Annotated in this window: 10 protein-coding genes and 2 pseudogenes; 9 read left to right on the forward strand and 3 right to left on the reverse strand. The window is 59.2% G+C overall.

Annotated features, from left to right (window positions below; translation table 11 throughout):
• Positions 1-156: 156 nt before the first annotated feature.
• A pseudogene (locus AC1AWD_RS04760) lies at positions 157-261 on the forward strand (DNA-binding response regulator); the annotation flags it as partial.
• A gap of 393 nt (positions 262-654) precedes the next feature.
• A pseudogene (locus tag AC1AWD_RS04765) lies at positions 655-870 on the forward strand (response regulator transcription factor); the annotation flags it as partial.
• 78 nt (positions 871-948) lie between these two features.
• On the opposite strand, the gene AC1AWD_RS04770 reads toward AC1AWD_RS04765, so the two are convergent.
• From AC1AWD_RS04770 to AC1AWD_RS04780, 3 genes are all read right to left on the reverse strand, one after another.
• A complete protein-coding gene (locus tag AC1AWD_RS04770; RefSeq protein ID WP_476564140.1) occupies positions 949-3,594 on the reverse strand; it encodes an FtsX-like permease family protein in 2,646 nt (881 codons plus the stop codon).
• Between the two features lie 14 nt (positions 3,595-3,608).
• Complete coding sequence (locus AC1AWD_RS04775; RefSeq protein WP_476564596.1) at positions 3,609-4,385, reverse strand: ABC transporter ATP-binding protein; 777 nt, start codon at positions 4,383-4,385, stop codon at positions 3,609-3,611.
• A 221-nt stretch (positions 4,386-4,606) separates the two neighbouring features.
• Positions 4,607-5,923, reverse strand: a complete 1,317-nt coding sequence (locus AC1AWD_RS04780; protein ID WP_476564142.1) for an O-acetylhomoserine aminocarboxypropyltransferase/cysteine synthase family protein — start codon at positions 5,921-5,923, stop codon at positions 4,607-4,609.
• 354 nt (positions 5,924-6,277) lie between these two features.
• On the opposite strand from AC1AWD_RS04780, the gene AC1AWD_RS04785 reads away from it, so the two are divergent.
• From AC1AWD_RS04785 to AC1AWD_RS04815, 7 genes are all read left to right on the forward strand, one after another.
• Positions 6,278-7,150: a pyridoxamine kinase gene (locus AC1AWD_RS04785; RefSeq protein WP_476564144.1), complete on the forward strand. Its 873-nt coding sequence runs from the start codon at positions 6,278-6,280 to the stop codon at positions 7,148-7,150.
• Positions 7,151-7,315: 165 nt separating this feature from the next.
• Complete coding sequence (locus AC1AWD_RS04790; protein ID WP_476564146.1) at positions 7,316-8,725, forward strand: DHA2 family efflux MFS transporter permease subunit; 1,410 nt, start codon at positions 7,316-7,318, stop codon at positions 8,723-8,725.
• 193 nt (positions 8,726-8,918) lie between these two features.
• Positions 8,919-9,356, forward strand: a complete 438-nt coding sequence (locus AC1AWD_RS04795; protein ID WP_476564147.1) for a YraN family protein — start codon at positions 8,919-8,921, stop codon at positions 9,354-9,356.
• Positions 9,356-10,882: a YifB family Mg chelatase-like AAA ATPase gene (locus AC1AWD_RS04800; RefSeq protein WP_476564149.1), complete on the forward strand. Its 1,527-nt coding sequence runs from the start codon at positions 9,356-9,358 to the stop codon at positions 10,880-10,882. The genes AC1AWD_RS04795 and AC1AWD_RS04800 overlap by 1 nt, the downstream gene beginning before the upstream one ends.
• 230 nt (positions 10,883-11,112) lie before the next feature.
• Positions 11,113-12,534 carry a DNA-processing protein DprA gene (dprA, locus tag AC1AWD_RS04805; protein ID WP_476564598.1) on the forward strand — a complete coding sequence of 474 codons (1,422 nt, stop codon included), beginning with the start codon at positions 11,113-11,115 and terminating at the stop codon, positions 12,532-12,534.
• Positions 12,531-14,390: an FAD-dependent oxidoreductase gene (locus AC1AWD_RS04810; protein ID WP_476564151.1), complete on the forward strand. Its 1,860-nt coding sequence runs from the start codon at positions 12,531-12,533 to the stop codon at positions 14,388-14,390. Before dprA ends, AC1AWD_RS04810 begins: the two co-directional genes overlap by 4 nt.
• Before the next feature lie 72 nt (positions 14,391-14,462).
• Positions 14,463-15,395: a succinate dehydrogenase/fumarate reductase iron-sulfur subunit gene (locus tag AC1AWD_RS04815; RefSeq protein WP_476564153.1), complete on the forward strand. Its 933-nt coding sequence runs from the start codon at positions 14,463-14,465 to the stop codon at positions 15,393-15,395.
• Positions 15,396-15,408: the final 13 nt, after the last annotated feature.

The following is a 15,408-nucleotide window of genomic DNA, read 5'->3' on the forward strand; positions in this document are numbered from 1 at the left end:
CGCAAGGATACGCTGGGAAACGACGAGCGGACACGCCGACTGCGGGGTTTCCCGCCCGCAGGGGCGTCCGCTGGTTAAGGTGAACGTATGAGTGATGCGCACAGGATTCGAGTCGTGATTGCCGACGATCAGGAATTGGTGAGGGCCGGTTTTGCGATGGTGATCGGATCGCAGCCCGACATGCAGGTGATCGGGCAGGCCAGCGATGGCGCAGAGGCCGTGGCGTTGGCCGAATCGACGCGACCGGATGTGGTGCTGATGGATGTGCGTATGCCCGGCATGGACGGCATTGAGGCGACGCGCCGCATCAGTGCCCTTTCCCAAGTCGACGCCTATGGCGGCACCGGTATCGACGACGGCATGCAGGATACGCCGTCACACACGCATGTGATCATCTTGACGACGTTTGACCTGGACGAGTATGTGATGGCTGCGATCGATGCCGGCGCGTCGGGCTTTTTGCTGAAGGACACAGAACCCGAGACGCTGCTGAATTCGATTCGCGCCGTATTTCATGGCAACGCGATCATCGCCCCGTCCGCCACGAAACGATTGATCGAGAAGATGCTGTCCGACGGCCTGACCGGCGCTACCGGCGCCGGCGATATCGCCCGTAATACGAAACGTCGTATAGATGATACGACGGCTGGATCGGATGCCTATACCGATCCTGAATTGGAGTCGTTGACCGAACGCGAACGCGAGGTGCTGATCGAGGTCGCGCATGGCTTGAGCAATCAGGAGATCGCCGACAGGCTGTTCATCGGCCTGCCTACGGTGAAGACGCATGTCGCGCATATTCTGGCCAAAATCAATGCGCGCGACCGCGTGCAGGCGGTCGTGTTCGCGTATGAGAATCATCTGGTGTGATTGAAGGCCATGCCGTTCAAGGGCATGGCCTTCAATCATCGTGCGCCGTCATATACATACGTGCACGCCCGACGTCCGTCAGTTTTCGGCGAGCGCTTCGACCGGCGAGGCTTTGACCGCCCGTCGCGCGGGCACGACGCTGGCGAGCAGTGCGGCCATGGCGGCCACCGCGAGCATGATGCCGTTGTACGCCCATTCGAATGGCAGTCGTATCGTGTCGTAAAGGCTGAACACCATATAGGAGCCGAGCCATCCGAATGCGGTGCCGAGAATGATGCCGGTCACGCCGGAGACGAGTGCAATCAGCAATGCTTCCGCGGCCAGGGATCGGCGCAGCTGACCGCGTGTCATGCCTATGGCGCGCAACGTCGCGGATTCATGTGTGCGTTCGATAACCGACAGGCTCAATGTGTTGGCCACGCCGACCAGGGCGATCAGCACGGCGACAGCGATCAATCCGATCAGCAGCAGCATGACCGAGTCGATCTGCTGGTTCCATAGGGTACGTTCGGCGATCGGTCCGGCCAATTGCGCGTCCGAATTCCGTTCGAGCGCATGTTGTACGTCGAGGAATATGTCGTTGAGCGTGGCTCCGACGGATTCATCGACCGAAATCAGCATCAGATGCCCGGTAGCTTCCAGGTCTCCGTTCGCGAAATGCGCGGCGTCAACGAAAGCGACCATACTGTAGGCGTTCACGACGTTCCGATAGTCGGCCACCTGCACATGCAGAGGCAGCGTCCTGCCTTCCTGCCCGCTCGCCCAGTCAACCGGGGCGACGTCGACACTGGTATCAGCCAGTCGGCTGAGGTCTTCTCCATCGTCGGCGGCGTATTGGGGCAGCAGCACGCCGTCAGGCGTCATTTCGACACCGGACAGGTCGGCGTTCATGACTCCGGCGAGCTGATTGATGTCGTCGATGCCGACGAGCATCACGGACCGGCTTTGTTCCTCGCCGATGTCGATGGTCGCGGTCGCGGTGGGCGCGTACAGGGTTTGTCCGATGCCGTCAATGGATTTGATGTCGTCGGCCTCCTGCACGTTTATGCCGGTGGCGACGATGTCGACGCTGTAGCGGCTGGACAACGCGTTGCCCATCGTTTCCTTGGCGCTGGCCGCTCCGGTGGCGATGGTGGAAACCAAGGTCACACCGATCAACAGGGCCGTGCCCGTGGCTGCGATACGACGGGGGTTCTTTTGGATGTTCGCATGCGCGATTTTCACGGACGGGCCAAGGCGGCTTGCGATCGCGCCGACGCCTTTCATCAGCACCGGCATCCAGAACACCGCGGTCAATACGACGCCGAGGAAGATGAACGCCGCTCCTGCGACAGCGGTGAGCAGCAATGTCGCGTACCTGTTGTTGAGGAAATCGTCGTTGCCGAGATTGTCGGTCAATTGTCGAACCGCGAACGTGGCCATCGCCACGCCCGACAGTAACGACAACAATCCGATTGCGGCGCGAATGCGACCTGCTTTACGCGTATCGGTCAATTCAATCGGGCGCAGTGCCTCCAATGCGCTGACGGCGGTGGCCGCGCGCGCCGCCCCCAGTGAGGCGAGCATGGTGGTGGCGATGCCGAACACCACCGGTATGACGAATATGCGCCAGTCGAGGATCAGATTGAGTCTCATACCGGCAGGTTGCGCCGAAACGACGCTGCAGACCACCGCCATCAACCCGACGCCGACACCGACACCCAACAGCGATGAGACAAGGCCGAGCAGTCCGGCTTCGGCCAGTACGGAGGCATGCAATTGTCCTTTCCTCGCGCCGATGACGCGCAGCAGCGCAAGCGTACGGCGACGTTGGGCGACCAATACCTGGAAGGTGTTGGCGATGACCAAGGCGGCGACGAACATTGCGAGAACGCCGAACATCATCAGAAACGTCGTGGTGATATCGACCGACCCTGCGCTTAACGATTGAATGGCCTGATCCGCCACCGCCTGACGGCTTTCGACCGTATAGTTCGCCGGCAATACCGTCTTCACTTCTTTGATGACGCCAGCCAACGATTCGCTGTCGCCGTCTTCAAGATCAAGCAGCAGCATCGTGACGGGAACATCGTCGAAATCCGCGACGCCATGCAGATAGGCCATCACATCGTCCGACACTATTGAAGCGCCGCCGTAATATCCGTAGGCGCCCGCGGGATCCTTGGTCAATCCGACGATGCACACGCTGTGATCGACGGTATCGGACTGATCGGAGGCGACCTGCGATCCGATATCGATCACGTCTCCGATACTCACTCCAAGCTGGTCGGCCATGCTGCCGGGCAATGCGATCTCGTTGCTGCCGGAGGGCTGTGTGCCGTCCATGATCTCGACGGACAGCAGTGAAGCGTCGTCGGACGTGGATATCGCATAGCCGCTGGCGTGGCGATCGTCGCCGGTGGTGATGTCCAGCTCGTTCGCGGCATCGGCGCGCACATCGTTGACGCCTGGTATATCGCGGATGTGGTCAAGTTGGAAATCCTTGACGGTGGTCGAATAGACCGCGCTGATCTCGTCATCGTTCAAACCGTCCAGGTCTGCGACGGAGACAAGGTAATTCGCCTGCGCGTATGGGGCGGTCAATTGGCGGCCCAAGGAATCGCCCATCGTGTTGCCGAACAGAAGTGTCGCCGCGATGAATGCCGTACCAATCAGGATGGCGATCCCTGCGGGAATGAGCATTGTGAGATTTTTGCGCATCAGTTTCACTGTGACGGACCACATGATATGGCCTCCTTTCAGCACTCGCGCGCGGCGTGTTCGCGTTCGGCCATCAGCAGTTCGTTCATCCGTTCGGCGGTCGGACGCTCCTCGTCGGCGACGATATGACCATCGGCGAAGATGATGGCCCGATCCGCATAGGAGGCGGCGACCGCATCATGGGTCACCATGATGATGGTCTGTCCCAATTCCGTGACCGAATGTTTGAGAAAGCCCAATACTTCGGCGCTGGATGCCGAATCGAGATTGCCTGTCGGCTCGTCGGCGAAGACCAGAGAAGGCTTGCCGATCAGGGCGCGGGCGATGGCGACGCGCTGCTGCTGGCCCCCGGACAGTTCGCTCGGACGATGGTGCAAACGCTCCTTCAGCCCCAACGTGGAGACCAGCATGTCGAACCATTGGCGGTCGGGTTTGCGGCTGGCCAGCGTCAACGGCATGATGATGTTCTGTTCGGCGGTGAACATCGGCAGCAGGTTGAAGCTTTGGAAAATGAATCCGATGTTGTCTCGGCGCAATTTGGTCAGCTGATTGTCGTTCATTGCGGTGATGTCGCCGCCATTGAACATGATGTGTCCGGATGTGGCCGAATCCAATCCCGCCAGCGTATGCATAAGCGTGGATTTGCCCGATCCGGACGGCCCCATGATGGCGGTGAAACGTCCCCGTTCGAATCTGATGTTCACGTCGCGCAATGCGTGCACGACGCTTTCGCCCCGGCCGTAATCCTTGCTGAGTCCGACCGCTTCGATCGCCGCCGGACGGGCTACGGAAACCCCCGGATATGCGGCGCCCATGATATTGGTCTGACTATCGGCTTGCATGATCGCTCCTTCTCTGGTCTTGCAACGCGCCGGAAATCTCATAAAACATCACAGTCGTCCGGCTGATGATTCCAACGTATGTGATATTCGACGACGGCAGTATCGTGCGGCGGGATGGAATATGAAAGGCCGCTCATCCTTGAGGATGAGCGGCCCCTGTCTGCCGTGATTCATGCAGCGGCACGATCCGGTCGTTATGCAGTGAAGCCCGCTTCCCGGACCGCGGCGAACGCGCCGTCCAAATCGGCAATGATGTCGTCGATATGTTCCAAGCCGATAGACAGGCGAATCGTCCCCTCGGAGATGCCCTGTTCGACCAGTTCCTGCTCGTTCAGCTGCGAGTGCGTGGTGGAGGCCGGGTGAATCACCAGGCTCTTGGCGTCCGCGACGTTCGCCAGCAGGCTGAACAGGTGCAGGTTGTCGATGAAGACGCGTGCCGCGTCCTTGCCGCCGGCGATGTCGAAGGTGAAGATCGAACCTGCGCCGTTGGGGAAATACCTCGTATACAGCTCATGGTCGGCACGTCCTTCGATGGAAGGATGCGACACAGAAACGACCTGCGGCACGGTCTGCAGGTATTCCACGACCTTCAACGCGTTGGACACGTGACGTTCGACGCGCAGCGACAGGGTTTCCACACCCTGCAACAGCAGGAAGGCGGAGAACGGCGACAGTGTCGCGCCGGTGTCGCGCAAGAGCACGGAGCGAATGCGGGTGACGAACGCACCGGCGCCAAGCGCCTTATGGAACACAAATCCGTGATAGCTCGGATCCGGTTCGCTCAACGTCGGGAATTTGCCGGGCAACGCCGACCAGTCGAACCTGCCGCCTTCGACGATGACGCCTCCCAATGTGGTGCCATGTCCGCCGATGAACTTCGTGGCCGATTCGACCACGATGTCGGCGCCGTGCTCCAATGGGCGGAACAAATAGGGCGTGGCGAAGGTGTTGTCGACGACCAGCGGCAGATGATGACGGTGCGCGATGTCGCTCAATCGTTCGAAATCGCATAAATCCGCATTCGGATTGCCGAAGGTCTCCACATACACAAGCTTCGTATTGTCGTCGATCGCCTCTTCGAACGCATCCGGATCGTCAACGGGAACGAACGTCGTGTTCACGCCGTCACGCGGCAACGTATGGCTCAACAGGTTGTAGGTGCCGCCGTAGATATTACGGGCCGCGACGATATGGTCACCGGCCTGCGTGATATTGCGAATCGCATATTCGACTGCCGCCGCGCCGGAAGCGACCGCCAATGCGGCGCATCCGCCTTCCAACGCGGCGATGCGCTCTTCGAACACCTCCTGCGTCGGGTTGGTCAGACGGCCGTAGATGTTGCCCGGCTCCGACAATGCGAAACGCGCTTCGGCATGGTCGAAATCATGGAACACGTAGCTGGCGGTCTGGTAAATCGGCACCGCACGCGAGTCCGTGGCCGAATCGGCCTGTTCCTGGCCGGCGTGAAGCTGCAATGTTTCAAAATGCCGCTGATCTGATCGAATCGTCATCATCACGTCCTTCTCTTTTGTCGTGCCGATCGGCGTCGCCGCAATGTTGCCGTCGACGATACGGGTATGGCGGCGCCGCCCGCAAGAACATCGCTATCGGACTTGCTTATAGCCCTTTATCAAGGGGCGTCATCACAGATGCGACAGCAATCCGATGAGACGCGCATCACACTGTTTCCGACTGCGACACGCCGGCAAAACAGTGTTTTTCACTTCAGGACACGCGGCCTTAATACGGACGCATGCAACACAACGCGCATATTCACGGCTAAAGTCGTGAAACGGGATGACGAATGCGACCAATCCGATTGAAGAGAGAACAAGCGGCCGCATCAGGCAATGAAAGGACGCTCCATGACCGATATGACCCTGTATAAGCGTGATCCGAACTATATTCCGCGCGTCGCCGCCGTACATGACATGTGCGGCTACGGCAAATGCTCGCTGACTGCAGCGATCCCGATTCTTTCCGCGGCAGGCTGCGACGTGTGCCCGGTGCCGACCGCGCTATTCTCCGCCCACACGCGATACTCGGTCTACACCTTCCACGACACCACCGATATCCTGTCCGGCTATCTTGACGCGTGGAAGCAGGAGAACGTCGAGCTTGACGGCGTCTACTCCGGCTTTCTCGGCTCCGCCGAACAGGTGGCTCTGATCCAGCGCCTGTACGAGGAGTATCCGAACGCGCTGCGTCTGGTCGACCCGGTTATGGGCGACGGTGGTGAAATCTACTCGACCTACACGCCGGAACTGTGCGAGGCAATGGGCGCTCTGGCGGATGGCGCCGACGTTCTGATGCCGAATCTGACTGAAGCCTCCATTCTGACCGGCCGTGAATACCCGGGCCAGAATCTCGATGACGCGCAAGTCACCGACATGCTCGACGCGCTGCTCAAGCTGGGATCGAAGCATGTTGTGTTGAAGGGCATCGACCGTGCGGACGGCATGCTGCGCAACTATGTGGCTTCCGCCGAATCCGGCGCTGAAAACCGCATTGAGCTGGCGCATGAGAAACTGCCGTTCATGTCTCATGGCACCGGCGACGCGTTCGCCTCCGCCCTGTGCGGCGCGGTGCTGGCCGGCCGGCCGCTCGACGAAGCCGCCCGCGTGGCCGGAGAATTCGTGCGCAATGCGATGATCAGCACGCAGAACCAGCCACATCATGAGGAGCGTGGCGTCAGCTTCGAATTGAATCTCAGCGAGCTGACCTCGCTGGTCGGCTGACAGCTCATCGCCGGCCGTCACAAGCCGGTAACCACTTCCAGAGGTTGGCGTTTTCGAAAGGGAACGTCAACCTTTTTGCTTTTGTTTCGAACGTATGAATTTCACTTCAAAAAATTGTGCTAGATAACTCCTTCGGTAACACATTCGGATAGAAGTGGTCGATCAATGGTATATGAACGGATACTTGACACGAAACTCGTCGTTTCCATCATCGCGGCGGGAATCATGTCATTCGCGGGCGTCGTCGTCGAAACGGCGATGAACGTCACATTCCCCACGTTAATGAATGAATTCAATATCGACACCGCCACCGTGCAATGGATCACCACCGGATATCTGCTGGTTCTATCCATCGTCATCCCGACATCCTCATATCTGCACCGCCGGTTCACCATCAAACAGATCTTCGCACTCGGCGGATTCAGCTTTCTTATCGGCACGCTTGTCGCCGCGCTAGCCCCGAATTTCATCATGCTGCTGATCGGCCGCCTGGTTCAGGGCGTGGGCACCGGTGTGGCGTTGCCGTTGATGTTCAACATCATTTTCGAGCAGGTTCCGCTGCGCAATCTTGGCCTGATGGTTGGCGTCGGTAATCTGATTCCCGCCAGCGCACCGGCAATCGGACCGTCCGTCGGCGGTTTTCTGGTCAGCACGTTCAACTGGCGTGCCGTATTCTGGGTACTTGCGCCGTTGATCGCGGTGGCATTGATCGCTGGACTGGCCTGCATTCGTGAAGTCGGCGAAACCAGCCGCCCGCCATTCGACACCGCCGGCCTGATTATGCTGGCCATCGGCTTCGCCGGCATCATATTCGCAGCCAATACAGCTTCAGACGCCGGCTGGCTCAGCATGGAAGTGATCGGACTGTTCACACTCGCCATTGTTTCGCTTGCAGTATTCTTCCGGCATTCGCTGCGTCAATCGGATGCGATTCTCAACGTGCGTGTATTCCGTTCCCCCGTGTTCACACTGTCCGTTCTGGCCGTGTTGATGGTTCAGTTCATCACCTTGGGTTTGGGCTTTCTTATTCCGAACTTCGTGCAGCTTACGCAAGGCACCGACGCGTTCATCGCTGGATGTCTGTTGGTGCCGGGATGTCTTGCCGGCGCTGTTATTTCACCGTTCGCCGGTGGGATATTAGACCACTTCGGCGCCGCGAAGCCGCTGATCGCAGGATGCATGGGCATTGCGTGCGCTACGATTGCGTTTGCGGTCTGCACACCGTTGCTCACGTCGGCGATTATCATCGTCATTTATTTTGTCTACTCACTGGCGATGGCGACCACTATGCCGACGAACATGACGAATGCGTTGTCTCATCTGCAGCCTGGACAAAAAGCCGACGGCAATGCGATTATCAACACCGCGCAACAGCTCGCCGGAGCCATCGGCACTGCCATTGCGTCCACGGTGGTCGCCTCGGCCCAGGCTGCGATGCCGTCTGATTTGGCTCAGGCCACTGAAGCCGGTACGCAGGAGGCTTTTATGCTGCTGGTAGGGTTCGCCGCTGTCGAGGCCATCGCCATGCTGGTGATTTTCGGCGTACTGCATAACCGTCAGCCATCAAAGAAGTAGGCGTTTGCTGCTCGAATGGGCGGCATAGAGGTGGATACATACGCCATCAAAGTTTCCGGGGCACGCCGTGCATAGGTGTGGATAGTCGAAAATTATCCACATCCTATCCACGACACGCGGGCCGAAACGTCTCTTCGTCCACAATGCCCAGTTGCCCTTGTCAAAACAAATCGGGTTCTGTTCCACTTGATGTATGGATACGCGGATTTATGAACTTGATGAGATTCGACGGCGAATCGACGATATGGAGCAACGGCTGCATGATAGCACGCTGACGGCTCGGCAATTGGGCGAGCTTGGCGAGCAATACACGGCCGCATGGCTGGAGTCGCAGGGGTGGCGGACGTTGGATCGCAATTGGCGTTCTCGTTTCGGAGAATTGGATGTCGTTTCGCTAAATCCGGAGCGCGTCATCGTGTTCGTCGAGGTCAAGACCCGGCGGACATTGCGCTACGGGGTGCCGCAGGAGGCGGTGACCACCGCCAAGCAGAGCAATCTCAGGCATGCGGCGGTGCAGTGGCTTATGGAACCGGATCATCGTTTTGCGCATAATGGTGTGCGTTTTGACGTTGTGACCATAGTCGTGCGAGGCGGAGCTCCCTTGGTGCATCATATTGAAGGAGCGTTCTGATGGCTATCGGCAGCGCGCTCTCCGTGGGCCTGATCGGGCTGAAAGCTTTCACGATTCAAGTGCAGGCTTTCATTTCCCCAGGCCTGCCGTATTTTTCGATTATCGGCCTGCCTGATACGTCGCTGTCGGAGGCTCGCGAACGTGTTCGTTCCGCCTGTCAGGCCAGTGGTTTTTCCTGGCCGCAGACCAGGGTCACGGTGAATCTTTCCCCGGCTTCGTTTCCCAAGCATGGCTCTTCTCATGATCTGTCGATTGCGGCGGGCGTGTTAAGCGCGGCAGGCGCGATTCCCGTCGATTGCGTCGCCGACACGATTGTGCTGGGCGAGTTGAATCTTGACGGTACGGTGTTGCCGATTCATGGGTTGTTGCCGATTATGCTGCATGCGCGCGAGCGTGGCATTCGCCGCGTCATCATTCCGACATCGAATTCGGACGAGTCCGATCTGGTTGAGGGACTTGAAATCGTTACGGTGCGGCATGTCGGCGAGTTGATTGAAATGTTCGGCGGCAATGCGCGTTATAGGCTTCCCGACGCTCAGATCAGCCATGAACCGGATACGGAGAAGCGTCTTCGTCATGAGGTCGGCGACATGGCGGATGTGGTCGACCAAGAGCAGACGAAGTGGTCGCTTGAGGTGGCGGCCGCCGGAGGGCATCACCTGCTGATGGTCGGCCCGCCCGGCACAGGCAAGACGATGTTGGCTTCTCGGATGCCGGGCATTATGTGTCCGTTAGACGAGCAGGAGCAGTTGGAGGTGGCTTCGGTCCGTTCGCTGTGTGGCACGTTGGCTGAATATGGCATTACCGATGTTCCGCCGTTTGAGGCGCCGCATCATACCGCGTCCACCTCGTCCCTAGCAGGTGGCGGTTCAGGCTTGGCCGTTCCCGGTGCGATTACGCGCGCGCATTGCGGCATTCTGTTCATGGATGAGGCTCCTGAGTTTCCCGCACGCGTGCTGCAGACGCTTCGCGAACCGTTGGAATCCGGATATGTGACATTGTCTCGTTCGAAGGGCACGACATTGTATCCGGCGCGTTTTCAGCTGGTCATGGCGGCCAATCCTTGCCCATGCGGCTTCTCCTATGGCACGGGAGAGCGGTGCACATGCCGCGAGCGTGACCGCATTCGCTATTTCAACCGTCTTTCCGGACCGATTCTTGACCGTATCGACATTCAAGTGATGGTGCCGCCGGTCGAACGGCTTGATGTTGAAGATGTGACGCCTCGTCGTTCAAGCAAGGAAATCCGCGCTCAGGTGGTCGCCGCCAGGCAAACGGCCCGTGAGCGGTATCGGGAGTGGGGCTGGTCGTGTAATGCGCAGACGACCGGCACGTGGTTGCGCGCGAATACGTCGGCTAAGGCGCTGTCGATGATCAATCGCGCGTTGGAAAGCGGACGGTTGAGTCTGAGGGGCGCAGATAGGGCGATGCGTTTGGCATGGACGCTTTCCGATTTGGCTGGTCACGTTTCGCCCGGCACCGAGGAAATGGCGCAGGGCATTTCCATGAGGACACGATTATCATGAACGACGATATTGCAGCAGACGGCGTTATGGCGGCCGATAGTATTCCGGCAGGCGGTGTTCCATCCGATTGCGCTACATCTGATAACGTCACGCCCGATGGCATGAAGTCCGGAGGCATCATCACCGGTGGTGTCGCTCCCAGCGACGACGCAAAATACAGCCGGATTCCTTTGGATGACGAAACATTGGCAAGAGCAGTGTTGACATATTGTCTTGACGGCGCGGACGCAATGATGCTGGCCTTGTTAAAAGGTATGGGCAGCGCGGGCATGGCTCTGCAGTTGCTGATTGACGGGAATTGCGAAACGAATTCGCTGGTGGCCCATGCTGCGGCAAAGGCTCTGGATGACGCGTTCATCACCGGATTGGCCCGGTGGGGGCGCAAGATCACGCCACGAGGCATGACCTCGTTCCATCATTCGTTGACATCATGGCGACAACGATTGACGACGATGCCGTATAGGGAGGGTCCGGCGTTGTCCAATTGGCTGACCGGCAACGGAATGATGTGGATCATCGCCCCACATAGTCCATATTGGCCTCGTCAGCTTAATGATCTGACGGTGCGCACCGATTGGGCTCCTCCCCTGTGCCTGTGGGGGCGAGGCAATCCATCGGCATTAGTCAGCTGTCCGAAACCGATCGGCATCGTCGGATCTCGCGGAGCCAACGATTACGGGCGCCAAGTGGCACAGGAAATAGCACGGCAGGCCAGCAGAAACGGGCATCTGGTCATTTCCGGAGGAGCCATGGGCATTGACGCGGCAGCCCATTGGACGGCGGTCAGCGTCCAAACATCCATGCCCGAAGCCGCGGGGGCGACCGTCGCCGTATTCGCCGGAGGCCTCAACCATATCGGTCCGAAAATCAATCAGCGGCTTTTCGACGAAATTATCGTCCACGGAGGAGCGCTAATCAGCGAATTATGCCCGGACACTATTCCGGAGGCACGCCGATTCCTGCTGCGCAACCGCATTATCGCCGCCTTATCGTCCACCGTCGTCATCGTTCAGGCGCGGGCCAGGTCCGGAGCGTTAAACACCGCCGGCTGGGCCAACGAATTGAATCGTGAACTCTACGCGGTTCCCGGCGACATCACCATGCCGAACAACACCGGATGCAATCGGCTCATCGAAGAAGGCAAAGCCATCATCCTGTGCTCTTGCGGCGACAACGGCATTTTCAGCCACGAACCGCATATGCCGGCGCACACGTATCTCGGCAAGAACGCAATGGGGCACGACGAGGCAATAGACGATGCCACCGCCGATATCAACGTCGCCGATACCGGCAATATCGATACCGATGGCACTCCTGCCGACAGCGGCCAACTCCGATCCGGAAACGCCGATGACGTCGCCGACGCAGCCGCCGAAACAACCCCCACCTGCGCCTCGCCGTCAGATGACGACATACAACACGACATCAGAAACGCCATACTTCACGCCATCAACATCTGCGAGCGCCGCCGCATTCCGGCAACCGCGGATACGCTTTGTGCATTGCTGAATGATTCGCAGCGAACCCATCCGACCGTTGGCAGCATCATGCAAGGACTCGGAGAATTGGAGATGAATGGTGATGTCACCGTCGTCGACGGCACCCAGACATACCGACTTTCGTCCCGCCCTGTGCGACAATCAAGGGTATGAGTCCGAAGCATGTTGAAGATCTGTATGATGCGGTAATCGTCGGCGCTGGAGCCGCCGGCCTGTCCGCGGCGTTGGGACTGCTGCGCAGCGAGCGCATGCAAAGCCTGAAAGACGCCGGAATCGAACCGAATGTTCTCGTTGTGTCCAAACTGCAGCCGTTGCGTTCGCATACCGGCTCCGCCGAAGGCGGCATCGCCGCCGCATTGGGCAATGCAGAGCATGACGATTGGCATTGGCACTATTTCGACACCGTCAAAGGAGGCGACTGGCTGGTCGATCAGGATGCGGCCATGCTGCTCGCCCAGGAGGCTCCGGCAACGGTGATCGATCTGGAACGTGCGGGCGTGGCATTCTCCCGCACCGATGACGGGCATATCGCTCAGCGTCGTTTCGGCGGCCACACCAAGGATTTCGGCGCCGAACCCGTGCGTCGCGCTGCATACGCGACTGATCGCATCGGACATCAGATTCTGCACGCGCTGTGGCAGCAGTGTGTCGCCGCAGGCGTGCAGTTCGCCGAGGAATGGTATGTGACCGACTTGGTATTGTCCGAAGACGGCTCCGAAGTGCGCGGCATCGTCGCATTCGACACGCATGCCGGAGTCACGCATGCGATTCATGCGAATAATGTGTTGCTGGCCACCGGTGGCGCGGGCCGTCTGTTCCATACGACGTCGAATTCGTGGGATCTGACCGGCGATGGCATGGCGCTCGCCTTGCAGGCCGGATTGCAGCTTGAGGATTGTGAATTCGTGCAGTTCCATCCGACCGGTCTCGCGCACACCGGCATTCTGCTGTCGGAGGCGGCCCGTGCCGAAGGCGGCGTGTTGCGCAATGCCGACGGCGAGGCGTTTATGGAACGTTATGCGCCGGGTCATGCCGATCTGGCCGCCCGTGATGTGGTGAGCCGTTCGATTATGGCCGAAGTGGATGCCGGCCGCGGTGTCGCCGATCCGAAGGATCCGAACGGCCCGAAGGATTGCGTATGGCTGGATATGACGGGTATTGATGCCGATCATATGAATGATGTGCTGCCGCAGGTGGTCGAAACGATTCATAAATACGCGAATATCGATCCGACGAAGGACTATGTGCCGGTCAAGCCCACCGCGCATTACACGATGGGTGGCATTCCGATCACCACCGATGGTGAAACCTACCGTTGGACCGATGGCGAACGCCATATCGTCGACGGCCTGTTCGCCGCAGGCGAATGTTCCTGCGTTTCGGTGCATGGCGCAAATCGTCTTGGCGGCAATTCGCTACTGGACGCCTGCCTGTTCGGCACTCGTGCAGGCGCCTCGTTGGCTGAACGCATCGCGGACGATCCGGTGAACAATCCGATGCGTGAAGAATCTGATTATGAGACGGATCCAGTTGAAAGCGCCGCCAAGGCCCGTCGCGATGAGGTGGCCGAACTGCTTGCCGCTACCGGAGACGCCGCTGATGAGCAAGACGACGGCGATAATCCGTATCGTCTGATGGCGGATTTGGGCGCCGCGATGGAACGTGCGGTGGCCGTACGTTGTGATGCCGTCGGCATCGCAACGGCATTGGCGACGCTACGCGATGATTTGACGCCGCGTGCCGCCGCCCTGCATACGCATGATGCCACGGCCATGTTCAATCAGGAAATCACCGCGATCTGGGAGATTCGTCATCTGCTTGGCTTGGCGGAGGCGGTCCTGTCGGCGTCCGAGGCACGTGAGGAGTCCCGTGGCTCGCTGAAGCGCCTTGATTTCCCTGAACGTGATGATGCGCGGTTCCTTGTCCATTCGATGACCGACGCGAACGGCAACGTCGCATGGCAGCCTGTGCATATCGTCGACATGCCGCCGCAGGCCCGCACATACTGATGGATGAAGGGGCACGGCTTATGGCACACTATATGACGTTTTGTTGTATTCGGGCAGGCAGGTGAAGGCTATATGGAACACGGTATGATGACGGTGACGTTGAAAGTGAACAGGTTCACTCCGCGCGCCGAGCGTAACCGCGAACGTTCCGCAAGCCCGTTCGCCAAGAAAAGCTCGCCGTTCGGCGACTCCGGCGCTTCCGCACGTCGCCGCCCGCGCGGTCGTCAATGGGTTCAGGAGTATACGATCGCAGCCCGTCCGGAAGACACGGTGCTCGACTGTCTGCTGACGATCAAGCGCGATATTGATCCGACATTGGCGTTCCGTTATTCCTGCGGCCATGGCATGTGCGGTTCCGACGCGGTCGCCATCAACGGCTCCCCCACACTGCTGTGCACCGCCACGGTCGGCCAGTGGGCGAAACCGGAAAACGCATTCATCCAGGTCGATGATGAAGGATTCCGTCATACCGGTGATTCGGCGGCGCAGGAGGATGATGCGAACGCTTCCGCCGATGCTTCATCCTCATCGTTGGGCGTTATCGAACTGGCTCCTCTGCCGGGCTTCCCGCCGCTGCGTGATCTGATTGCCGACATCGATCCGATGCTCGAACAAATCAAGCGTCTCAAGCCCTATCTGCAGGCCGATGGCAAGCTTGCCACAACCGCCGAGGGCGATATCAACGTATTCGAATATCTGCAGAATCCCGAACAGCTGGCCAAGTATGAGCTGCTCAGCAATTGCATCGCCTGCGGTGTATGCGAAGGCAGCTGCCCGGTATATGCCGGCGGCGAAGCGTTCGTAGGTCCCGCGGCGCTGATTACGGCCTCCCGTTTCATCAATGATTCCCGCGACACGCATACCGATGAGCGTCTTGACGCAATCGACACGGCGGACGGCATCACCGCCTGCCAGTCCGTGCGCGCCTGCACCCGCGAGTGTCCGCGCGGCATTGATGTCGGCGAGGAAATCTGGCAGCTTATCTCCCAAGTCAAGGAACGCTGACGCGTTAAAGAAG

It is taken from the genome of Bifidobacterium sp. LH_512 (assembly GCF_056356435.1).